This window comes from Pseudohalocynthiibacter sp. F2068, assembly GCF_023015645.1.
GTDB classification, from domain to species: domain Bacteria; phylum Pseudomonadota; class Alphaproteobacteria; order Rhodobacterales; family Rhodobacteraceae; genus Pseudohalocynthiibacter; species Pseudohalocynthiibacter aestuariivivens.
On the sequence record NZ_JALKAK010000009.1, the window covers coordinates 37,444 to 60,153 of the forward strand.

A 22,710-nucleotide genomic window follows, 5' to 3' on the forward strand; every position below is an offset into this window, starting at 1 on the left:
GGCTATCGCCATAAATACGCGTAACTGGAGAAAAGCCCCTGCAGCTTTGAAAGCGTACGATTTAAGGGGCCATGATTTGGCAACTCTCCGGTTTCCAGCCGATCAAGAATAACCTCGATCGGGCAGGGGCGATTTGTGACCGGGTCATGATACCGCGGATAGTCAATAAGCGCGGCATAGGCCAAAGCTTCCAAAGAAACTCTTACATTTCGTCTTGCCGGAACTGGGCCAAAATCCTGTGTCAAACCCCAGCCCGCATAAAACGGCGCACCGAGGCAAGTCACTGGTTTTCCGCGTAATAGTGCCTCAAAACCCAGTAATGACGTCATTGTCCAGACTCTGTTGCACGCCTCGATCAGGGCGATAGGGTCCGTGTCTGACATAACCTGATCCGCATGTCTTAATGCCTCGATCTCAGGGATTGCCCCCTTTCGCAGACCCGCCATGACGTCGGGGTGTGGTTTGTACAGGATCGTGGCATCAGGATTCGCCTCTCGTACCGCTTCCAGCAGTTCGAGATTGCTTTTAACGTCATCACATCCCTTTATGATCGACGCGTCATCTTCAACCTGGCCTGGAACCAGAATAAAGGCGCCTTCCGGAAGGTTCAAAGAGCTATCGGATTTTAGGTTGTACTTCGAAATTCCAGAACGCCTAATGCGTTGTAGAATATCAGTTATCCGACTTTCAGCGCCACTTTCCAATTCGGCCCGCGCTGCGATCATCTTCTCCAGACGGCTCTCGCGTTCCGGGTCATAGTAAATACCCAGATCATCGACAACCAGTGAAAGCGGCGGAACAAGCTCTGCTCCCAACCCTTTGGAACGAAGAAAGCCGTCTTCAATGCGCGCTACAGGTAATTCGTTTGCGGCATTTACCAGTTCGAATGTTTCCTTGCCGGCCCAGACCAACATGTTTCGGCCTTCGGCGCGCGCACGTTCTGCTGCGCGGTTTGGCCTATCTTCAAACCGAAGTTTCCGCGTCTGGCCAAAAAAGGCCTGCAGCGACTTGCGCTTCCAAAGGCGCATGCCGACCGCGACATATCCAGCGTTATCTTCGCGCCATGCGCGTGCCTCTGCGCCTAAGGCGTTCATTGCACCTTCAAGGTCGCAAAGCCGGTCATGGTAAGGGTCGTACCAGGTGGGATAGAGGATCATCGTTGCAGCAAACAGTTGCGCACGCGAAAGCTTGCGTTCACGGCGGGCAACCGGGTTTTCGTCTTGTGTAAGGCCCCAGCCGGAATAAAACGGCTGGCCAAAGACACGCGGTTTGTGACCCGCAAATATTGCCTCAAATCCGAGTTGTGAGGTGACTGTATAGACAGCAACCGCACCTTCCAGCAGTTTCCAGGGCGATACAGCGTTGCTGAGCAGCGAAACCCGGCCACGCGCGTCGGCCGTGTTGAAATGCCCTTCTCGGTGCCCTGCCTGAGTGTCCGGATGGGTTTTGATGACAATGCGCGAGGCCGGGTTCTCCGCCTGTGCAAAAACCAACATTTCGCGGAACATTGCTTCGTTTGCCGCACCGTACGTGATTGAAGCGTCATCTTTTGTTTGGTCGATGACAAGGACGTAACCTGGCTCGGGTACAGGAAGAGACGGATCAAACGCATTGTATTTGGATAGATGGGCGTCACGAAGGCGCGCGATTGCGGCGCGGGCCCTATTAAGAAGTGCTGTATCATCAAGCGCATGCGTTGTCAGCAAATGTTCAAGGTCACTGGGGTGCGCGCTGTCAAAATAAACCCCGCGTTTGTCGAGATGAAGACCAATCGGTGCACTGCCGGATCGCCCCGGGTGGACCGAGCGCAAAAGCGCATCTTCAACACGCAGTATTGGCGTTTCCTGCTCTGCAGCAACTTTTTCACCGCGCGGCGAAGTAGGGCTTTTCCCCCAGACACCAATCATGTCGCCGTTTTTTGGGCGCCCTACACGAATCTTGTAGCCCGAGAGTTCCAGAATGCGACGGACACGCCCTTGCGTGAGGAAGCCACCGTTGTAAACGAGCAATCGCTGAGGAGAGATCTCCTCAGCGACTTCTGTATCGTTTTTCGCTTGCATGAACCGGCTTAGTTTTCAGCCAGAGAGCTTACCGATTCCACAGCTGTGAGTGAGCCGGTGATCGACCCGAGGGTTTTGCTCCACTGTACGAACGGCGCTTCTGTAACATAGACGGTATCGCCATCCCGGATTGAAAAATCCCGTGCCATAAACATGCCCGAAGGTTCCGTTAAATCAAGCACATAGATAACCCGTTGCGCACCAACCAAGTCGTCGCGTCCGAGGACGATATTGGCGATTTCTGCGGGCTCATTTCTGAACACAAAAACACCGGTCGGATCAGCAATTCCGCTTTGCAGGCCGCCGACCTGAGCGATAGCTTCAATCGCAGACATATTTTGACGTTGGAAGTTTACGCGGCTTTGCGCACCGGTTGCGCCAAGCGCGGTAAACGAACGTGTATCCTGTTCGACCAAAATACGGTCACCGGGGCGCAGCGCAATATCCAACTCAGGGTTACTGTAAAGATCTTCAAACCAAATTTGGCCCATAACATCGCCGCGGCTGACCTTGATCAATGCAATTTCGGGTTGGATTGCAATGCCGCCCGCCCGCGCAAGCATTGAAGATAGCGTTCTTGTTGGTCGCTCGATCGGGTAAACGCCTTGGCCAGCGACCCCCCCAACGATAGAAACCGTTGCCCCGTCACCCGCCAACCGGCGGACCATGACCTGCGGGTCTGGTGTCTGGGTATCAAGTTTCGACGTGATCAGACGGCGCAGTGCCTCTGGCGTATTGTCAGCGGCCCGTATGCGTCCGGCGTAGGGTACAAAGATAAACCCGGCGCTATCGACCTGTACCTCTTCCAATGATGCGGGAACACCTGCGGTTGTTAAGATACCGTCGTCCACGTTTTCCCAGAAGCTAAGACCCAAACGGTCGCCCGGGCGGATCGTATCGGACCCAACAAGTCTTGCGTTCTTGAATGCATCCGAGAAGCCGAGCGATGGTGTTACGGCGGTTGCGCGCGTTACCCTGTCGTTCACAGAAATGACAAAGGCATCACCCTGCTGTTGTATCGAGCTGCTATAAATCTCGCGTTTATTCGGGCCCGAACGGGGCAACCCGCACGAAGATACTGTGGCAACAAGCGTGATAAGGGCCACACTTTTAGCCCACCGCGAAGACGTGATTTTCACTGCCCTGCGCTCCTTATTATAAAATTCTGCCTCAACTTTTCGTGCAAACTACGAGAATCTCGTATGAAAAGCTAGTTCGGCCTTTTTCAAGTTTACGTCACCAATCGAAACTGTTGCCGTGGAGTCGCGTTGCCAGAATCGAGTGCATCGTAGGGATCATTGTGTTCCAGCATCATATCAACCACCTGACGCAGCAGTTGTCGTCGCCCACGCGCCGAATAAAAACCACCGGGTACTTGTGATGTTTGTAGCAGGTATTTGCGATAGTCTTTATATGCGCGTGCATCGGGGCCATTTGGATCAGAGAAGAATGCATCAAGCGCTTGGTGAGATACAAATTCTGGTTTGGCGTAGACAGCACTGCCAAAAACTTTGATCGGTAGCCCGCGCCATAGAACCTGTTGCGCAGCGGTCGAGTTTACTGTGACAGCACTTCGGGCGTGGTCCAGCAGCCGGGCGAGTTTTCCGCCACGTACGTAGTGTACCCTGTCTGATACACCGTATTTCGACGCGTCTTTCTTGATGGTCCGGCGTTGTGGTGCGCGTCCGTCTTCAAGAGGATGCGCCTTGAAAACAAGGTGATGATGACGGGGGGCACCCTTGGCGAACCCTTCTATGGTCAGGTCAATGAACTCAGAATTTGAGTCAAACGGGCTATGGTTTTGAAAACTACTGTCATGTTCCAGTTGAAGCAGCGCAAGATGATAAGGAAAACCACCCTGTTTAATGCGCCGAGTTGCCAGAATACGTTTGACTGCGTGCCAAGGCATTAACAGAAGGCTGAGCAAATAAAACTGAAATTCCTTGGTGACGGAAAGCGCCCTGTGGGGGCGGAAATTTTGGTAGGCACCGTTTCGGAACATGACAAACCAATGGTAGAGCGCACCGTAAAACACGTGCTGGCGCATATCACCCCAGTGGGCAGGGACCTCGTGAACATCAAGATCATTGTCAGCCAACGCAGTTTGCATTTCTTTGACGTTGATATTCATCAGGCGCGAATGGCCATTTATCCCGTCCCGTTCATAGGTCACCCAATAGGGCCTTAAGTACCCCTCTTCAAAAACATGAACCGTCAGGTCAGCTGATTTGGCACGTTTGATAGCCTCAGCGTGAATTGGGCGTGTATCCCCGTAAAGCACTATGTCTGTTATGTTTTTTTCTTCAATCAGCGCATCAAAGTGCGTGGGCCATTCCGATTGTGTGCTTTGAAAAGGAATGAAGCTTTTTTTGTCAAACCAGAACGCCTTGTCGCCAGCGTTGAACCCGACACGCCACACGTCTGCCCCTGCGGCGCGCAGCATATTGCCCAGCCGATAGAAAAAGGGCCCGTGGGGTCCCTGTAAAAACAGGAATGTTCGGTTGGATCCGGTAATTTTACCCATCATGTCATTTTGCTATCATATCAATCGTGCCGGGCTACAGTACTTTTTGTTCTGTGAGAGGGGCCAAAGTAAGGCGAAAATAGTTAACAAGTCGTTATTTTCTGTGGTGTACAAGGCTTGCGCACATGCAGTGCAAAGGCTAGGTCAATGGACTAGGTCAGAGGGCAGAGAGGGCCAATATGTTTACCGGCATTATTACAGATATCGGACGTATTCTGGAACTGGAACAGCGCGGTGATTTGCGTGCACGGATCGGCACCAGCTACGATATCAGCGGGATCAACATCGGCGCGTCTATTGCATGTGATGGTGTTTGTCTGACTGTTATTGAATTGGGGACGAAACCTCAAAACTGGTTTGATGCCGAAATTTCTGCGGAAAGCGTGTCAAAAACCAATATAAAAAGCTGGACAATCGGCAAGCGCCTCAACCTGGAACGCGCCTTGAAAGTTGGTGATGAACTCGGCGGTCATATTGTTTCGGGGCATGTGGACGGTGTTGCTGAGATTACATCGATGACTGACGAAGGGGACAGTACACGTGTGATGTTCCGCTCACCCACGGAACTTGCAGGTTTTATTGCACCTAAAGGATCGGTTGCGTTAAACGGCACCTCCCTGACCGTGAACGAAGTAGAGGGTGTAAACTTCGGTGTGAACTTCATTCCACACACTAAAATTGCGACAACATGGGGTGATGTTTCGGTCGGTGATATGATCAATCTCGAAATTGATACGCTTGCCCGCTATGTTTCAAGGCTTCGGGAATGGAACGCTGCATGAACCTGATTGGTCACAACAACGGTCCCACGATCGAGAAAGGTCAGGGCTGGCGCGCACATTGCTGGAAAAAAGCACGCCGTGAGTTGCTACCGCAATTGCCGCTCGAAGTGATCCGAATGCGCGTGAAGCGAGCGAAACAACTTGGGCTGGAATATAAAACCTACGCGTCGCTTCGCTCTGCCTCGGGCCGGGATGTTATCGCGTTTCTGTTTTCCTCGAATTCTTTGCGTATATTTAAGACGAACGAAGCTTTGCCGGAAGACCGGGAAGCCAGGCTGAAAGCTGTTCAGAAATGCGGTAAGTTACTGCTTGTTTCCAAGCCCCTTCAGCCAGAGATCACAAAGGCGCGGATATTACAGGACCATGGCATTGTTCTGGATGATGTAAAATCGGCACCTCGGTTCACAGACGGCTGGGCTGAGGTTAAGTCGGGCGTACGCGCCGTGCTTGATCCGATGAAGTTACCCGGTGCCGCAGTTGTCATGGTCGGAGACACAAGCTGGGAACGCGAATGGACTGTTGCAGGTAAGCTTGGTTCCTATCTGCCTGCTGAAATTTTCTTTGGCGACAGAACAAACTGATAATCTGCCCAGCGGGCACTACGAGATAGAAAGTTAAAGCGGATGGCCGAAGGCAACTACAGCGACCATATTTCTCCAATAGAAGATATCATCGAAGACGCCAGAAACGGGCGTATGTTTATTCTGGTCGATCATGAAGATCGCGAAAACGAAGGTGATCTGGTGGTTCCTGCAGAAAAGGCGACGCCAGAGGCTATTAATTTCATGGCAAAACACGGGCGCGGGCTTGTCTGTCTGACGCTGACGGGTGAGAGGATTGACGCGTTGGGTCTGCCTTTGATGGCGTCTTACAATTCTTCGCGTCATGAGACCGCTTTTACAATCTCGATTGAAGCGCGCGAAGGTGTAACCACCGGCATATCCGCGCATGACCGGGCGCACACGGTCGCCGTTGCAATCGATGAAGCAAAAACAGGTGCGGATATTGCAACACCTGGTCATGTCTTCCCGTTGCGCGCGCGCGATGGCGGGGTTCTTGTACGCGCGGGACATACGGAAGCAGCAGTAGATGTAAGCAGGCTCGCGGGTCTTAATCCCTCTGGCGTGATCTGTGAAATCATGAACGAAGACGGGAGCATGGCCCGGTTGCCAGATTTAGTCGGCTACGCGAAACAACACGGCCTTAAGATCGGAACGATCAGCGATCTGATTGCCTATCGGTTGCGTCACGACAACCTCGTTCGCGAAACTGTGCGGCGCGACGTTACATCGGCTTATGGTGGAGAATGGGAGTTGCGGGTCTTCACAGATCAGGTTGAAGGAACAGAGCATGTCGTGTTGTCCAAGGGTGACATCACAACACCGGAGCCGGTTCTGGTGCGAACGCACGCGCTGAAAGTGCTTGAAGATGTTCTTGGGCTTGGCCCAAGCGCGCCCGATGAAATGGCGCTGGCAATGGAACGTATTGCAGAGGCTGGGCGTGGTGCCGTAATCCTGTTCCGCGAGGCGCAACCCAAGTTGCATCTTGACGAAGCCGCAACCCCGCGCACCCTGCGCCACACAGGGCTTGGTGCGCAGATCATGTCGACCATGGGTTTGCGGAAAATCATTTTGCTTAGTGATTCACCCATGCCGAAAGTGATTGGTCTTGAAGCCTATGACCTGGAAATTGTGGGGACGCATCCCATCACCGGTGATGGCAGCAAGGAGTAAAACTGATGGCCACTGCAGAGCAGCATTACATCCTTGAGCGACCAAGTTTTGACAAACCCGTCAAACTGCTGATCGTCGTGGCACCCTACTACAAAGACATCGCCGATAATCTGGTTGCCGGTGCAAAAGCGGAAATTGAAGCTGTGGGCGCAGGCTGGGATATTGTGGAAGTGCCCGGCGCGCTTGAAGTTCCAACGGCAATCGGCCTTGCCGAACGACTTTCAAATTATGATGGGTTTGTTGCGCTCGGATGTGTCATTCGAGGCGAAACCACGCACTATGATACCGTTTGCAACGACAGTTCACGCGCTTTGCAATTGATGGGGCTGCAAGGTGTTTGCATCGGAAATGGCATACTGACGGTTGAAAACCGCAAGCAGGCCGACGTGCGCGCCGATGTCAAAGATCAGAATAAAGGGGGCGGGGCGGCGGCGGCAGCCTTGCATCTCGTTGCGCTTTGTCGCAAATGGGGTCGCCAAAGCAAGGATGTGGGTTTTAAACCTTCACCAGACAGCTTTCGGATAGCCGATGAACAAAGCAGGCCTAAAAAAGTATGACTCAAGACCGCGGCACTCAAAGGCGGCAGATGCGCGCCGCAGCACGATACTATGCCGTACAGGCGCTGTTTCAGATGGAACAGTCCGATAGCAGCGTTGATGATGTACGTCGCGAATTTGAAGATTTCCGGTTTGGGGAAATCTTTGAAGACGTTGAAATGGCCGAAGGCGATGTGAAGCTGTTTCGTAAGCTGATTGAAGACGCAGTCACGCATCAGTCAAGGATCGATCAAATGACAGACCGCGCTTTGGTCGCCAAATGGCCAATCGCGCGGATTGATCCAACCCTGCGCGCGCTGTTTCGCGCGGCTGGCGCCGAGCTTTGCGAAGGCGCCGCACCTCCGAAAGTTGTGATTAACGAATTTGTCGATATTGCCAAGGCGTTTCATCCAGACGGGAGAGAGCCCAAATTTGTGAACGCTGTTCTGGACCATATGGCGCGTGAAGCGAAATCCGACGCGTTTTAAACAGATGGCGTACTGAAGTTTTTCTGACGGCAGAGCCAAACAGGTTTTTTATTTTTTATATAGCGCTACTTTCAAATTGAGGCGTGCAAACGCGCCAAATCTTTTGGCACTTCGTGCGGTTTGCGTTTCGCGCGAAGATATTTAGAGGATAAAGAAATGTGCCTGAATTGTTTCTTTTTCCCATAAATATCCCCGCCGGAGGCTAATATCACCCAAAGGGCGAAAACAAAAACGGTGCGGAACACACCTCGATTTTGATTATTTTTGGCAGGACAGTTATTTAGGCCCCAGTGGTGCGCTGCGACCAATAAGCACGTTTATTTTGGTTTTGATTCCAATATCTTTAGGGGAGCGCGTGCTTTGGAGAGGGTGCTATGCCTAAGCTTGTTCGTCTTTACATCATTCACGTCTTGATTGGATTCTTGCTTTCAGCGGTATTCGTTGCGTTGCTGTTAGTAAGTAATGTTGGCAATCTTTGGCACCTGATCTCAACCAGTTCTATGGGTTTGGTTGCGGTTGTTATGCTGTTCGTGTTCAACGGAATCGTTTTTGCAGGTGTGCAATTTGGTTGGGCGATTATGCGAATGTCGTCTGATGATACCCCGTCTGGCGGAACCCGGATGCGTATTAAACGCCCAATTGGCGGCCCGATCAGGGTTCAGGCTGAGGTAAAATCAAAACCTTGGTAGACGTGAGTGGCGGGCCCGCCGCAGCCGTTGAGGTAAGCTAATTCCCGAGGACCTGGTTTTACAGGTGGGCGCCGGGTAATCGGACCAGGATCTGAACAGAGCCAGCTCCCTCGGAGTTGCTTAAGGCCACTGGAATTTGACCTCAGGATACGAGAAGGGCAGAACCCGCCGATCCCCTATCTATGGGTGTCGGAGCTGCGGGGCAAGGTCATGCTTGCTTATTTTACAAAAGCGTCGCGGTGAATTGTTTTTGGGTTTCGCAATGTGGCGTTTGAAATGAGTCCGTCGACGTGTTTTGAAAAACAACTTGCTTAATGTTCCCCTATTGTTCATGTTTTTTCTATGATTGAGACGCTTAAGCCTGGTCAATTGCTTGCGCGCGGTGTGTGTCGGCACCTGCGGCAGCATAACTTTGTTTCAATAGAAGAATTTGTCCCGGAACGGGGTTTGCGCGTTGATATTATGGCGCTGGGTCCGAAAGGTGAAATTTGGGTGGTTGAGTGTAAATCGAGCCGCGCTGATTTTCAGACCGATCAAAAATGGCAGGGATATCTTGATTGGTGTGATCGATATTTTTGGGCCGTAGATGAGGCGTTTCCGACAGAGTTGCTGCCAGATGAAACCGGGCTTTTGATTGCTGACGCTTATGACGCAGAAATCATTCGCATGGGACCGGAAGAGAAACTAGCAGCCCCGAGGCGCAGGCAATTGACCCATAAGTTCGCGCGTCATGCAGCACAGAGGTTGCTCGACTTCCGTGATCCGGGCGTTGCGGCTATTTCTGTGCTTTGACTGCCTCTGCAGCGACGCGCAGTTCCTCAGCGATCTCAAGCGCCTCTTCCGGATCAAAATCCAGCGGGAGTTCGACGCCTTCTGCCTCAATGTAAATCCGGACCATTCCAAGTGATGTAGGTCCTATTTGAAGATTTGCGGCGGCGTCGCTTTCGCTGTCGATACCCATAGGCGTGTCTCCTCTTTATAGGTGCGACCTAGCGCCAAGAGTGAGGGCTGGCAAGACGACAAAAGCTTGACTTAGGCAAGGAAACTGGCAATCGTGATCTTAAATCTGGAGGGATTGATGAACACTGTTTCCCGAATTCGAGCATTCAACAGGTTTTACACACGACATCTGGGTCTTCTTGAGAAGAGTTATCTGGGCAGCGGTCACAGCCTGAGCGAAGTTCGCGTCCTGTACGAGATTTCAAACAACCAAGGAATGACCGCACGGCAGTTGATAGAGAGCTTAAATTTAGACGAGGGATACCTGAGTAGAATTTTAAAACGTCTGGAAACAGAGGGTTGGATTGAGAGGGCGCAGTCGAAAAAAGACCGACGCCAATGGCTTTTGGCCATGTCGCCTGCAGGGTACGAAAAGATTGCAACGCTTCAACATCGATCAAACAGCGAAATTGAAACCATGTTAAGGCCGATTTCAGAAAACGATCAGTCCGCATTAACGGGCGCGATGGCAACGATAGAGAACGTACTGACGAAACAACAGCAATGCGATGTCCAGTTTCACGATCTGAGAACTGGTGATGTGGGCTGGATTATTATGCGTCACGCAGAGCTTTATGCCGAAGAAGAAGGGTTTAAAGCGGAGTTTGAGGTGCTCGTCGCTGAGATTTTGGCGGCGTATATGCGAAATCACGATCCTGATTGTGAGAGAGCCTGGATCGCAGAGCAGGGTGGTCAAAGGCTTGGCTCTATTTTTTGCGTCCGTCAAAGCCGGAAAGTCGCAAAACTGCGGCTGTTTTTTCTGGAGCCACAGGCGCGCGGTCTTGGCCTTGGGCAAAAAATGCTGGACATGTGCATGGGTTATGCACGTGGCAAAGGCTACGAGAAAATGGTGCTCTGGACGCACGAAAGCCACGAGGCCGCCTGTGCCCTCTATCGCAAGTTTGGCTTTGAACTGATTGACAGCAAACCTGAACGGTCCTTTGGTCGGGATCTCGTCACGCAGAACTGGCAGATTGCGTTATAAAGCAATTCATATGCTTGTTCTTCAATCTGGCACTTGCATTAAAAGAGAGCTAACGCTAAATCACGGCGTGTGCCGCCTTAGCTCAGTAGGTTAGAGCGCTTGATTGTGGATCAAGAGGTCCCCCGTTCGAGCCGGGGAGGTGGTACCATTCTCAAACTTGTAAAGATCGCCTCTACCCGAACGGTCATTGCTTTCTTTGGCGGGCAGGCGTAAGAGGCACGCTTCCCTGCTGGCTAAACCCGCTTCCGTATCTGAAAGACCCGAAATGACTGAATTTGAAGGCATCCCCGCGCCGCTGTCCCGAGCGCTGGTCGCGCGTGGATACACAGCGTTGACTCCGATACAGGAAGCGATCTTGGAGCCAGACCTCGAAGAGCGCGACCTGCTGGTCTCTGCTCAGACGGGTTCGGGCAAAACAGTTGCATTCGGGTTTGCGCTGGCGCCAACGTTGCTGGGGGAAGAAGAACGTTTTGAGCGGGCAGGGGCTCCTCTGGCTCTGGTCGTTGCGCCGACGCGCGAACTGGCTTTGCAAGTCGAACGTGAATTGCAGTGGTTGTTTGCGGAAACAGGTGCACGCATCGGTTCTTGTGTCGGTGGGATGGACATGCGCACGCAAAGGCGGATGCTCGACAAGGGCGCACATATTATCGTTGGAACGCCGGGTCGTTTGCGCGACCACATTGAACGCGGCTCTCTTGATATGAGCGAGCTGCGCGCTGCGGTTCTCGATGAAGCAGACGAAATGCTTGACCTCGGGTTTCGCGAGGACCTGGAGTTTATTCTGGGTGCGGCTCCGGAAGACCGGCGTACATTGATGTTTTCTGCAACCGTGCCAAAGCAAATCGCACAACTTGCGCAGACCTATCAAAACAATGCGCGGCGTATTTCAACAACTGCAGAGCAGAAACAGCATGTCGATATTGAATACCGCGCGCTGGTGACAACGGATAAAGATCGTGAAAACGCCATTATTAACGTGCTGCGCTACTATGATGCGCCAACAGCCATCGTTTTTTGTGCAACCCGAGCGGCGGTGACGCATTTGACTGCGCGGTTCAACAACCGCGGTTTTACTGTCGTCGCGTTGTCTGGAGAATTGAGCCAGACAGAGCGCAGCCATGCCTTGCAAGCCTTGCGGGACGGACGTGCTCAGGTCTGTATTGCAACGGATGTTGCGGCGCGTGGGATCGACCTGCCGGGGCTCGAGCTCGTCGTGCACGCTGACCTGCCGCAAAACAAAGAAGCATTGTTGCACAGATCAGGCAGAACTGGCCGCGCTGGCCAAAAAGGGGTTAGCGCGATTATTGTTCCCGTCCGGGCGCGCAAGAAAGCAGAGCGCTTGCTGCAATTTGCCAAAATCAACGCCTCTTGGGCAAACCCGCCCACCGCCGCCGAGGTCAGCGCGCGGGATGACGAACGCTTGATTGCAGATATGGCTGCTGCGGCCAGTTCAGAGTTGGAACTGACCACCTTGACGAAAGAATTGCTGGAACGGTTTTCACCGGAACAGATTGCGACGGCCTATGTTCAATTGCATCAGTCGCGCAGATCAGCGCCAGAAGAATTACAAACACTCGATCTTGGCGCAGCGCCGGAACAGCGCAAAGCGCGTGAAGGATTTGCAAAAAGCACCTGGATCAGGCTTTCGATCGGGCGTGATCAGCGTGCAGAGCCGCGCTGGATTTTACCGATGCTGTGCCGTGCCGGAGACATTACCAAGGACGATATTGGTGCGATCCGGATGCAGCAGAATGAAACCAGCGTAGAGTTGGAACATAGCATCGCCGAAAAATTCTTTGGGTCCCTTGGCCCGAAGGCCGAACTGGAAGATGGCATCAAAGTAACGGAAATGGATGGTCCGCCAGCGGGTCAATCTAGTTTTAAACCTCGCGATGGAGCGCCAAAAGAAAGGTACAAGAAGCCTTTCGGCAAGCCTCGTGGTGACAAAACGAATGAAGAACGGGTTAAGCCCGGTAAATTTACAAAGCCCGGAAAACCCGAGAAAGCAGAACGCGCGCCACGGCCTGCGTATGCGGACAAGCCCCGTGCCAAGCCAGCAAAGCAATGGGAGTCGAAATTTGGGGGCGCAGCCGACGCAGCACCGCGACGTCCGGGTTCTGAGGCATCAAATAGAGCTGAGCCAGCAGAAAATGCGCCGCGCAAAGCACGCCATGTTTCAAAAACCCCGGGCGCAAAGTACAGTGGGAAGCCAGGCGTAAAATCTGATGCGAAATCTGGTGGTTTTGGTGACAAACCTGCGGGCAAGCCTTTTACGAAATCGGGCCCTAAACCTGCGGGAAATGCAGGCGGAACACCGCCTGGCAAACCGAAGCGTAAGGGAAGCGCCTACAGCGACCCCAGCAAGTCGTTCAAAGCGCCAAAATCAAAAGCGCGCGCAGGCGGATCAAAACCAAAAAGCAAGATCAAACCACGCGACTAGGGTTCTATACGGATCGTCTGGCGCAAGGTGCCAGACGTGCGATCAAAGATCAGGATTTCGTCGCTTGCGGTGACGACTGCATACCAGTCGCGCCCTTGTGTAAAGGCTGTGGCTGTGGTGCCATCCGGTAAAGTGATTGCCTCTGGTAGTGGTGCAGACTGAGCTACAGGTTTCTCACTGAAGCGGATGACAAACAACGCGATGATGATTACAAGTCCCGCAATCATAGTGCCGGTCAGAACGGTCACCAACAGGCGCAGAAATTTCAGGTTTGCCGGAAGCTCTTCCGGTGTCGGAGCATCGTCCATGGCCAAGCCATCCCTTTCTATCATCACGGTCGTGATTGCGGCTGATCCGCCGCCCCGCCTTGATAAGGCGCTTTCGCGTGACGTGCCAGAGGAAGCGTCGCTTTCGCGCTCAAGGCTGGTGAAACTGATCGGGGCGGGTGCCGTGTCGCGGGGTGGTGAAAAATTGACTGACCCCAAGGCAAAGGTTTCCGAAGGAGATGAGATTACCATAGAAATTCCGATTGCGGAGGAAACCCACATGAAGCCCGAGGATATCGCGCTTGATGTGGTCTATGAAGATGACGATCTTATTGTTGTGAACAAACCTGTTGGCATGGTCGTTCATCCGGCACCGGGAACACCATCGGGTACGCTGGTAAATGCGCTGCTCGCGCATTGCGGTGATACGCTGTCGGGCGTTGGCGGGTCTAAACGCCCTGGAATCGTACACAGGATCGACAAAGATACCTCTGGTTTGCTCGTCGTTGCCAAATCAGACAAGGCGCATCATGGGCTGGCTGAGCAGTTTGAAAAACATAGCGTTGAACGGCACTATCTGGCGGTTGTTTACGGTGCACCGGACGCTGCGGACCCGCGTGTGCGTGGCACAAAAGGCGTTAGCTTTGAAACTGGCAACATCATGCGGATTACAACACAGCTCGCGCGTCACAAACATGATCGCCAGAAACAGGCAGTTCTTTTTTCAGGTGGACGTCATGCGGTTACACGTGCGCGGATTGTCGAAACCTTTGGTACGCCGACTGTTGCGTCTCTGGTGGAATGCTGGCTGGAAACAGGTCGGACGCACCAGATCAGGGTTCATATGGCGCATGCGGGGCATGGCCTTATAGGGGATCCAACCTACGGAGGGCGGCGCAAACTGGCGCTGAAGGCCGTGGGCGAAGCAGGAACCGAGGCCGCCAAACATTTTCCGCGTCAGGCGCTGCATGCTGCGACTTTGGGGTTCAAGCATCCTGTTACAGGCGAAGTGCTTCGCTTTTCAGCCCCTTTACCGGATGATATGCAACAGTTGGTCGCTTCATTGCGGGGTGAAACATCCGTAACAGTTTCGCGATAATACGTTTCAATCACTGGCATTTGACATCTGGTGTTCACAGTTTGTGGTAATCTTGTTTGGTAACGATTTCGACCTTGAAACCGAGTGCTTGGATACTTAGTTAATGCTATGTTAATGCCCTATACATGAGGGCAAGAGGAAGGAATAGGGGCCGCAAAATGAGCAATTATACAACGCTACCGGCACCATCGCCGGAACAAGGCTTGAACCGCTATTTACAGGAAATCCGTAAATTCCCGCTTTTGGAGCCGGAAGAAGAATACATGCTGGCCAAAAGCTGGGTCGAACGCGAAGATAGTGAAGCCGCGCACAGGCTCGTCACATCGCACCTGCGTTTGGCCGCAAAGATTGCGATGGGTTACCGTGGCTACGGGTTGCCGCAAGCAGAAGTGATTTCCGAGGCGAATGTTGGCCTGATGCAGGCTGTGAAACGCTTTGACCCGGAAAAAGGCTTTCGCCTCGCGACTTACGCGATGTGGTGGATTCGCGCCTCGATTCAGGAATATGTGCTGCGCTCCTGGTCACTTGTAAAGCTTGGGACGACATCGGCACAGAAAAAGCTATTTTTCAATCTGCGCAAGGCCAAAAGCCGTATCGGCGCTTTGGAAGAAGGGGATCTTACGCCTGATCACCTCACCAGAATCGCGACGGATCTGAATGTGACCGAAAACGAGGTCATCTCGATGAACCGGCGTCTGTCGGGCGGGGACGCGTCATTGAACGCTGTAGTCGGCTCTGAAGGCGAAGGCACGATGCAATGGCAGGATTGGCTGGAAGACGAAGACGCTGATCAGGCAGGTGACTATGAGGCGCGAGACGAGCTTGAAGTTCGGCGCGAACTGTTGTCAGAGGCCATGGATGTGCTGAATGAGCGCGAGCGTGACATTCTTATGCAGCGCCGCCTGCAAGACCAGCCGCTTACGCTGGAAGAACTTTCAGGCCAATATAACGTTAGCCGCGAACGTATTCGCCAGATCGAAGTGCGCGCTTTTGAAAAGCTGCAAAAACGTATGCGTGAATTGGCCCGCTCAAAGGGTATTCTGGAACGCACCTAAAAATTGCCCGGCCAGTGGAAGCTTTGAGAGCATCTGGCCGGGCTTTTTGTATCTTGCATAGCAATGAGAAACTTCTTGGTTTTGGCGTCTCAGCCTTCCATTGCTTCAAGCTCGTCAATCATACCTGAAATCATTGAGAGCCCCTTTTCCCAGAATTTCGGGTCAGAGGCGTCAAGACCGAAGGGTGCAAGCAGTTCTTTGTGATGCATGGAGCCACCTGCTTTCAGCATCTTGAAATACTTCTCCTGAAAGTCTGCATCACCTTCTTCGTAAACCGCATAAAGCGCATTCACGAGGCCGTCGCCAAAGGCATAGGCATAAACGTAAAACGGCGAATGCACAAAATGCGGAATATAGCTCCAGAAGGTTTCATAGCCGTCCATGTACTCGAAAACAGGACCCAGACTTTCGGCCTGAACAGACATCCAGAGCGCGTTGATATCTTCGGGCGTCAGTTCACCACCAGCACGGGCAGCGTGAAGTTTGCACTCAAAATCATAAAACGCAATCTGGCGGACCACCGTGTTGATCATGTCTTCGACCTTGCCGGCCAAAAGCGTTTTACGCGCTCCGTCGGTTTTTGCGCCTGCCAGCAGTTTGCGGAAGGTCAGCATTTCGCCAAAAACGCTTGCGGTTTCAGCCAAAGTAAGCGGCGTTGACGACAGAAGTTCGCCCTGATCTGCAGCAAGAACCTGATGTACGCCGTGCCCAAGTTCATGCGCCAGCGTCATCACATCGCGCGGTTTACCAAGATAGTTCAGCATCACGTAGGGATGCACGTTGGTTACGGTCGGGTGTGCAAAGGCACCGGGGGCTTTGCCGGGTTTTACTTCGGCATCAATCCAGCCGTCGGTAAAGAATGGCTTGGCGATTTCGGCCATTTCGGGTGCAAAATCAGAATAGGCGTCGAGCACTGTTTTCTCAGCCTCGTCCCAGCCAACGATCTTTTCGTCTTCGACGGGCAGGGGGGCGTTCCTGTCCCAGACCTGCATTTTATCAAGCCCAAGCCATTTCGCTTTCAGCGCGTAGTAACGGTGCGAAAGTTTTGGATAAGCGGCGACAACCGCATTGCGCAGGGCTTCGACAACCTCGGGTTCCACATGGTTTGACAGATGGCGCCCTGTCTGTGGTGTTTCCATGCCGCGCCAGCGGTCTTCGATCTCTTTTTCCTTGGCTAATGTGTTGTGGACGCGGCCAAAAAGTTTCACGTTTTCACCAAATACCCGCGCCAGTTCACGTGTCGCAGCCTCGCGTTTGCTGCGATCCTGATCTGTCAGGAAATTGAGCGTTGCTTCGATGTTCAGCTCTTCGCCTTCAATTTCGAACGTGAGGCCGGCAATGGTTTCATCAAACAGCTTGTTCCAAGCCGAAGACCCGACGCTGGATTGATCGTGCAAAAATTTTTCAAGCTCATCCGAAAGCTGGTAAGGCTTCATCTTGCGCAAACGGTCGAAAATAGGTTTGTACCGCGCAAGCGCGGCGTTCTTGTCAAACAAAGCCTGAAGCGCGCTGTCATCTAGCCTGTTGATTTCAAGCGAGAAAAACACAAGCTTCGAGGTGAAATCGGTAATCTTTTCCTGACAGTTTTGCATGAACTGCGCACGCCCACCGTCCGTTGTAAGCTGGTAATAGCGTAGACCCGCAAAAGACATGACGCGCCCGGCAATCATTTCAATCTTCTCGTAGGCTTCGATGCATCCGAGCAGGCCATCAGCATTAAGCGTGTTCAGTTTACCTTCGTAGCTCTCAGCGAAGTCTGCACAGGCTTTTTCCAGCCAGGTCATATCGTTCGTCAGTTCGACAGCGTCTTCACCCTTGTAAAGATCGCTGAGATCCCATTCAGGCAGCTTCCCCAGGTTTCCGCTGGCCGGGCTGGCGTTGGCATCAAAAACGGGGCAGGGCAGATCAAAACGCATTGGAACCTCATCTATGTTTCAGAACCAGAGATAGGGCGCGTTGCCGGGGGGGTGCAAGTCGCCATTCTGAATTGTCACTAAGAATTTGAGAAAACTTACCTGTTTCCGGCAAAAAATGCGGTGGTTTGATCGGTTATGGACCGTCTCGTTTCCGGCCCTTCCATCATGACCTCATGTTCAGCGCCATCAACAATTACGAACTGCCCTGATGGCCAGTTTGCCATTCTTTGGTGTACGGCCTTGCTATCTACAATGCGTTCGTTGCTGCCAAGAAACGTCAAAACCGGTGTATCGGGTGCAGACATCAAGCCCAGAGAGCGCGTTTCAGTCAGCGCTTCGTACAACCATTGCAAGCTTGGCCCACCGAGGGCGAGGTCTGGGTGTTTCGCAACCTGATCCTGCATGTATTTATACATGTCAGCATCCGTGGTTAGCAGGTTATTCTCATACTGTGCTGCCGAGACATAGGTTTCAGGTCTCGTGCCCGGTGCGTATTTGTGCCCAAATCCAAGCTGCGCACCCGCCCAGGACAAAGCCCAGGCGGCGGGTCGCACAGGTGGCCCCATGAGGATGCCCCACATAGGCGCACTGAACATCGCTGCTTTGACATCAAAGCCTTCGATTAGCGATCGAAGCCCAATGCAGCCTCCCATGGAGTGTGCGGCAAGGTAGTAGGGTTCCGGTAAACCAAGGGTGCGCGCAGCCTTAACAACAGCGTCAACGTCATACTGGTAGTCCTTGAACTCAACGACATGGCCGGTAGCCGGGTCATCAAGCGACCGGTCGGCCAGGCCTTGTCCACGCCAGTCGATAGATAGCATTGCATAGCCGCGCGTGGCAAAGTCACGCGCGGTCCGGCCGTATTTCTCGACGTATTCCGTCCGGCCCGGGAACAGCAAAATTGTACCCTTGTTGCCTTTGTCCCAGACCCCAATCCGAATACGTACGTCATCGACAGTGTTCAGCCAGTAGGCTGCGCCTCCATCCGGTGCATCGGCGACATCTGAGTAAAGCGGGGCCGGTTGCATCGCTTAGCTCAGCACAGCGCCAAGCTGCATTGCAAGGCCCATATCGCCGTCAACGCTCAGTTTGCCAGTCATAAATGCGGTGGTTGGGTTTACGTCACCATCCAGAATACCTTTGAAGGTATCTGCGTCGGAACTCAGCGTAACCTCTGCCTCTTCGTCACCCGCGCGGGCGCCATCAGAATCGATCATAAGCGCGCCTTCGCCCTCGATCACAAATTTTGCTGTTCCGCTAAAACCGGCAATACCTTTTCCGTTCAATGTGGCTACAGCTGCCTCAACAACATCGCTCATGCGCGATCCTCCAATTGTGAACTGCGGGTTCTGGATTTCCCCGACAGTTAGGTTACACTCGCACTCGTTATGAGCGTATTTTTCAACATACTCAAACCTATCGTTGCGTTATTTTGCGTATTGTTAACTTTTTCTGTACCTGTTCGGGCTGAAGAGGGTCTGGATGATCTTTTTACGCTTCTCGCACAGCCTGATTTACAGAATTGGGAGGTTGTGGAGGAAAAGATCTGGCAAGAATGGTCGCGTAGCGGATCGGCCTCGATGAATTTGCTGCTTCAACGCGGCAATCAGGCGCTTGAGGAAGAAGATTACGAGGCCGCCATAGAGCATTTAACTGCTCTCATTGATCATGCGCCAGATTTTGCCGAAGGGTGGAACGCACGCGCGCGCGCTTATTATCAGATAGGTCTGTATGGTCCTGCAATGGCTGATCTTTACACCACGCTTTCCTTAAACCCGCGCCATTTTGCAGCCCTCACTGGATTGGGCGTGATGCTCGAAGACCTTGAAAGGCCTTCAGAGGCGCTGGCTGTTTTTCGTCAGGTCACCGCTATACATCCGCATCGTCCTGACGTAATTACTGCCATCGAACGGCTTGAAAGCCAGGTGGATGGTCAGGATATCTGACGACAGCTAAGATTGGTTATGACGATGGGCGAGCAGGCTCGGATTACGGCTGTTCTGGGCCCGACAAATACCGGAAAAACCCATTATGCGATTGAACGCATGTTGGCACACAGAACGGGTGTGATCGGCCTGCCTTTGCGTCTGCTTGCGCGCGAAGTATACGATAAGATTGTCACGTTACGCGGGCCCAGCGTGGTGGCGCTTGTAACTGGCGAAGAGCGGATTGTGCCAGCGCGGGTTCAGTATTGGGTTTGCACTGTCGAAGCGATGCCAGATGGCATGGGTGTTGATTTTCTGGCGGTCGATGAGATTCAGCTATGCGCCGATCCGGAGCGCGGGCATGTCTTTACGGACCGGCTATTGCGGGCACGCGGGCAATTGGAAACCCTGTTCATGGGCGCATCCACGATGAAAAGCGTTATCGCTGATCTTGTTCCCCGGGCTCAATATCTTTATCGCGAGCGGTTTTCAGAGCTAAGCTATTCAGGTTCGAAAAAGATAAGCAAAATGCCACCCAGAAGCGCAATTGTCGGGTTTTCAGTCGAAAACCTTTACGCGATTGCAGAGCTTTTACGCCGGCAAAAGGGTGGGGCTGCTGTTGTTATGGGGGCTTTGTCACCGCGCACGCGGAATGCTCAGGTCGAAATGTACCAGAATGGGGATGTGGACTACCTTGTTGCGACAGACGCGATTGGAATGGGGCTGAACCTGGATATTGACCATGTCGCTTTTTCAGGACTCAGCAAATTTGACGGGCGCCGTATGCGCGCGCTTGCCCCAAATGAGCTTGCGCAAATCGCGGGACGTGCCGGGCGCCACATGAGCGACGGTACTTTTGGCGTGACGGGCGAAGCAATGCCCTTTGACGACGGTTTGGTCGACGCCATTTGCAATCATCGCTTCGCGCCACTGAAGAAACTGCAATGGCGCAATGCTCGGCTTGAATTCGGGTCTGCTGAACGGTTGATCACATCGCTCGAACAAAACACGGACGACCCGCGTCTTGTGCGGGTGCGCGATGCAGATGATCTGCTTGCCCTGCGCAGCATTTCAGAAACGGGAGACGTTCGGCAAAAGATAGGATCGGCAAAAGATGTGCGCTTGCTTTGGGACGTGTGCCGGATTCCTGATTTCCGGGGAATCTCGCACGCGGAACATGCCGCCCTGCTCGCGCAGATTTTTGAATATTTGCATGATCTTGGCCGGGTCCCGGATGGCTGGCTTGCGGCACAGATAAAAAGGATAGACCGCGTCGATGGCGACATTGACACATTGTCGAAAAGACTGGCTTATATTCGCACCTGGACATATGTCGCGCAAAGAAGCGGGTGGGTTGATGACGAAAACCATTGGCGAGAGGCGACGCGCGCTGTAGAAGATCGCCTGTCAGATGCGTTACACAATGCGCTGACCCAAAGATTTGTTGATCGGCGTACAAGCATTCTGTTGCGGCGGTTGAAGCAGAAGGAGGGCCTGGTGGCCAACGTAAATGATAAAGGTGAAGTGACGGTTGAGGGCGAGTTTGTCGGCCGTCTCGAAGGGTTTCGTTTCAGTCAGGATAAAACCGCCTCTCCGGATCAGGCAAAAACGTTACGCGCGGCCGCATTTCAGGCGCTGGCGCCGGAATTTCATCTGCGTGCTGACAGGTTCTACAATGCTCCCGACACAGAGATAGATTACACTGAACAGGGTGGTCTGATGTGGGGCGCGTATGCGGTTGGTAAGGTCATGGCTGGCGACGAAGCAACCAAACCAAGCGTTGAAGCCTTTGTTGACGAAGAGGCAGGATCTGACGTCGCGGAAAAGGTGAATCGCAGGCTCCAGCATTTCATCGACAGAAAAATTGCTACGTTGTTCGAACCCCTGATGGCGATGTCACGTGATGAAACACTGACTGGCATTGCACGGGGGTTTGCGTTTCGGATTGTCGAGGCGAACGGTTTGCTGCCACGCGAACAGGTCGCTGCCGAGGTCAAAGAACTTGATCAGGATGCACGGGGTGCGCTGCGTAAGCACGGAATTCGGTTTGGGCAGTTCACGATCTTTATGCCAATTTTGCTTAAACCTGCGGCGACACGCTTGCGCTTGTTGTTGTGGTCCATAAAGCAAAATCTTTCAGAGTTCCCGGAAAGCCCACCACCTGGTCTGGTAACGATTCCTGCCGTTAAAGATGCCCCCGAAGGCTATCACCTGATGGCCGGGTACCGCCAAGCCGGAGAACGTGCAATTCGTGTTGATATGCTGGAACGGCTTGCCGATTTGCTTCGGACGGAAGATAGCCGGAACGGCTTTGAGGCCAAGCCCGACATGCTTTCGATCACCGGAATGACGCTTGAACAGTTCAGCGACCTTATGAAGGGTCTGGGGTACAACGCCGAACGCGGCGAACGTGATAAAATAAAAGCCGAACCCGTCGTAGAGGCGGTTGAACCCGCTGAAATATCGCAAGAATCAGCCGTTCCAGAACTTGTGGATAAACCCGAAACCGCAGAGGAAGCGGAATCGCCGGCAACCAGTGACGGCGAAGCTGAACAAGTGGAGCCAGTCGAGAAGGAGGTGTTCTACACCTTCACCTGGGCGCGCAGCAAACCGCAGGTTAAAGCAGGTGCCAAGGGCAAACCACGTGGAAAACCCAAGCCAAATCGCGCGTCGCATCAAAATGCCGTACCGGTACAGTCCCGGCTGCAAAAGAAAGACCGGATTGATCCGGACAATCCATTTGCGGCCGCACTTATGGGGTTGAGGAACAAATCGTAAGTGGCTCAGAGGCAAATACAGCCGGAAGAGGGCAAACACCCATCTATCAGGCTCGACAAATGGCTCTGGCACGCAAGGTTCTTTAAGACACGTGGCCTTGCAACCAAGCTGGTTTCTGGTGGTCACGTACATGTAAATGCTGACAAAGTATCAAAACCGGCATTCGGTTTAAAGGTGGGGGATATCCTCAGTTTCCCGCAAGGCAAGACCATAAGAGTGGTGAAAGTTCTTACGCTTAGCACCCGGCGAGGCCCTGCAACTGAGGCGCAGGCGCTTTACGAAGATCGCACTCCCATTCGGGAAAGCGTTCCGGGTGCGCCAAGAACCGAAGGAAAAGGTCGTCCAACTAAGAAAGATCGCCGCACTATGCTTCTTTCCAACCCTAGAATGCTTGAATGATCCGCGCCTCTGCACTAGCTAGGCGCAAAGTCACAT

General features: G+C 53.0%; 22 protein-coding genes and 1 tRNA gene. 15 read left to right on the plus strand and 8 right to left on the minus strand.

Annotated elements, in window-relative coordinates; all coding sequences use genetic code 11:
• Positions 1–2: 2 nt before the first annotated feature.
• From MWU63_RS11660 to MWU63_RS11670, 3 genes are all read right to left on the minus strand, one after another.
• Entirely contained in the window at positions 3–2,060 is a 2,058-nt protein-coding gene (locus MWU63_RS11660) for a capsular polysaccharide biosynthesis protein (RefSeq protein WP_247077959.1), read from the minus strand.
• An 8-nt stretch (positions 2,061–2,068) separates the two neighbouring features.
• Positions 2,069–3,199 (minus strand): polysaccharide biosynthesis/export family protein, encoded by a 1,131-nt coding sequence (locus MWU63_RS11665; RefSeq protein WP_213890039.1) that lies wholly within the window; start codon positions 3,197–3,199, stop codon positions 2,069–2,071.
• A 92-nt stretch (positions 3,200–3,291) separates the two neighbouring features.
• A complete protein-coding gene (locus MWU63_RS11670) occupies positions 3,292–4,584 on the minus strand; it encodes a capsular biosynthesis protein (protein WP_247078067.1) in 1,293 nt (430 codons plus the stop codon).
• A 179-nt stretch (positions 4,585–4,763) separates the two neighbouring features.
• Here MWU63_RS11670 and MWU63_RS11675 point away from each other — a divergent pair, with 179 nt between their 5' ends.
• From MWU63_RS11675 to MWU63_RS11705, 7 genes are all read left to right on the plus strand, one after another.
• On the plus strand, positions 4,764–5,366 hold the full coding sequence (locus tag MWU63_RS11675; protein WP_213890036.1) for a riboflavin synthase: 603 nt from the start codon (positions 4,764–4,766) through the stop codon (positions 5,364–5,366).
• Positions 5,363–5,947, plus strand: coding sequence for a hypothetical protein (locus tag MWU63_RS11680; protein ID WP_213890033.1), 585 nt, complete (start codon positions 5,363–5,365; stop codon positions 5,945–5,947). Before MWU63_RS11675 ends, MWU63_RS11680 begins: the two co-directional genes overlap by 4 nt.
• A gap of 42 nt (positions 5,948–5,989) precedes the next feature.
• Positions 5,990–7,099 (plus strand): 3,4-dihydroxy-2-butanone-4-phosphate synthase, encoded by a 1,110-nt coding sequence (gene ribB / locus MWU63_RS11685; RefSeq protein ID WP_213890032.1) that lies wholly within the window; start codon positions 5,990–5,992, stop codon positions 7,097–7,099.
• Between the two features lie 5 nt (positions 7,100–7,104).
• Positions 7,105–7,656, plus strand: coding sequence for a 6,7-dimethyl-8-ribityllumazine synthase (locus MWU63_RS11690; RefSeq protein ID WP_213890031.1), 552 nt, complete (start codon positions 7,105–7,107; stop codon positions 7,654–7,656).
• Complete coding sequence (nusB, locus tag MWU63_RS11695; RefSeq protein ID WP_213890030.1) at positions 7,653–8,123, plus strand: transcription antitermination factor NusB; 471 nt, start codon at positions 7,653–7,655, stop codon at positions 8,121–8,123. The genes MWU63_RS11690 and nusB overlap by 4 nt, the downstream gene beginning before the upstream one ends.
• A gap of 374 nt (positions 8,124–8,497) precedes the next feature.
• Positions 8,498–8,812 carry a hypothetical protein gene (locus MWU63_RS11700; RefSeq protein WP_213890028.1) on the plus strand — a complete coding sequence of 105 codons (315 nt, stop codon included), beginning with the start codon at positions 8,498–8,500 and terminating at the stop codon, positions 8,810–8,812.
• Positions 8,813–9,154: 342 nt separating this feature from the next.
• Entirely contained in the window at positions 9,155–9,604 is a 450-nt protein-coding gene (locus MWU63_RS11705; RefSeq protein WP_213890027.1) for an MmcB family DNA repair protein, read from the plus strand.
• Here MWU63_RS11705 and MWU63_RS11710 read toward each other — a convergent pair.
• The gene (locus MWU63_RS11710) at positions 9,588–9,773 is read right to left on the minus strand and encodes a DUF6324 family protein (RefSeq protein ID WP_213890025.1); all 186 of its coding nucleotides are present in this window, start codon (positions 9,771–9,773) and stop codon (positions 9,588–9,590) included. The genes MWU63_RS11705 and MWU63_RS11710 overlap by 17 nt on opposite strands.
• 117 nt (positions 9,774–9,890) lie before the next feature.
• Between MWU63_RS11710 and MWU63_RS20480 the strand changes: the two genes are divergently transcribed.
• The 3 genes from MWU63_RS20480 to MWU63_RS11730 all read left to right on the plus strand — a co-directional run bounded on the left by MWU63_RS20480 (position 9,891) and on the right by MWU63_RS11730 (position 13,236).
• Positions 9,891–10,796, plus strand: coding sequence for a bifunctional helix-turn-helix transcriptional regulator/GNAT family N-acetyltransferase (locus MWU63_RS20480; RefSeq protein WP_213890019.1), 906 nt, complete (start codon positions 9,891–9,893; stop codon positions 10,794–10,796).
• Positions 10,797–10,867: 71 nt separating this feature from the next.
• Positions 10,868–10,944, plus strand: a tRNA-His gene (locus tag MWU63_RS11725).
• Between the two features lie 117 nt (positions 10,945–11,061).
• Positions 11,062–13,236 (plus strand): DEAD/DEAH box helicase, encoded by a 2,175-nt coding sequence (locus MWU63_RS11730; protein WP_246531743.1) that lies wholly within the window; start codon positions 11,062–11,064, stop codon positions 13,234–13,236.
• Here MWU63_RS11730 and MWU63_RS11735 read toward each other — a convergent pair.
• On the minus strand, positions 13,233–13,544 hold the full coding sequence (locus MWU63_RS11735; RefSeq protein WP_213890018.1) for a DUF6476 family protein: 312 nt from the start codon (positions 13,542–13,544) through the stop codon (positions 13,233–13,235). The genes MWU63_RS11730 and MWU63_RS11735 overlap by 4 nt on opposite strands.
• Between MWU63_RS11735 and MWU63_RS11740 the strand changes: the two genes are divergently transcribed.
• Positions 13,543–14,601, plus strand: a complete 1,059-nt coding sequence (locus tag MWU63_RS11740) for an RluA family pseudouridine synthase (RefSeq protein WP_213890017.1) — start codon at positions 13,543–13,545, stop codon at positions 14,599–14,601. The two genes, MWU63_RS11735 and MWU63_RS11740, sit on opposite strands and share 2 nt — an antisense overlap.
• Positions 14,602–14,759: 158 nt before the next feature.
• A complete protein-coding gene (gene rpoH / locus MWU63_RS11745) occupies positions 14,760–15,656 on the plus strand; it encodes an RNA polymerase sigma factor RpoH (protein WP_247077961.1) in 897 nt (298 codons plus the stop codon).
• A gap of 89 nt (positions 15,657–15,745) precedes the next feature.
• On the opposite strand, the gene MWU63_RS11750 is transcribed toward rpoH, so the two are convergent.
• From MWU63_RS11750 to MWU63_RS11760, 3 genes are all read right to left on the minus strand, one after another.
• Positions 15,746–17,572 (minus strand): M3 family oligoendopeptidase, encoded by a 1,827-nt coding sequence (locus tag MWU63_RS11750; protein WP_247077962.1) that lies wholly within the window; start codon positions 17,570–17,572, stop codon positions 15,746–15,748.
• 95 nt (positions 17,573–17,667) lie between these two features.
• Positions 17,668–18,600: an alpha/beta hydrolase gene (locus MWU63_RS11755; protein WP_213890014.1), complete on the minus strand. Its 933-nt coding sequence runs from the start codon at positions 18,598–18,600 to the stop codon at positions 17,668–17,670.
• Between the two features lie 3 nt (positions 18,601–18,603).
• A complete protein-coding gene (locus MWU63_RS11760) occupies positions 18,604–18,891 on the minus strand; it encodes an SCP2 sterol-binding domain-containing protein (protein WP_213890007.1) in 288 nt (95 codons plus the stop codon).
• 69 nt (positions 18,892–18,960) lie between these two features.
• On the opposite strand from MWU63_RS11760, the gene MWU63_RS11765 reads away from it, so the two are divergent.
• The 3 genes from MWU63_RS11765 to MWU63_RS11775 are packed head-to-tail and all read left to right on the plus strand — an operon-like array spanning position 18,961 to position 22,674.
• Positions 18,961–19,518 carry a tetratricopeptide repeat protein gene (locus MWU63_RS11765; RefSeq protein WP_213890005.1) on the plus strand — a complete coding sequence of 186 codons (558 nt, stop codon included), beginning with the start codon at positions 18,961–18,963 and terminating at the stop codon, positions 19,516–19,518.
• A gap of 24 nt (positions 19,519–19,542) precedes the next feature.
• The gene (locus MWU63_RS11770) at positions 19,543–22,275 is read left to right on the plus strand and encodes a helicase-related protein (RefSeq protein WP_213890124.1); all 2,733 of its coding nucleotides are present in this window, start codon (positions 19,543–19,545) and stop codon (positions 22,273–22,275) included.
• Positions 22,276–22,674: an RNA-binding S4 domain-containing protein gene (locus tag MWU63_RS11775; protein ID WP_247077964.1), complete on the plus strand. Its 399-nt coding sequence runs from the start codon at positions 22,276–22,278 to the stop codon at positions 22,672–22,674.
• The last annotated feature ends 36 nt before the right edge of the window (positions 22,675–22,710 follow it).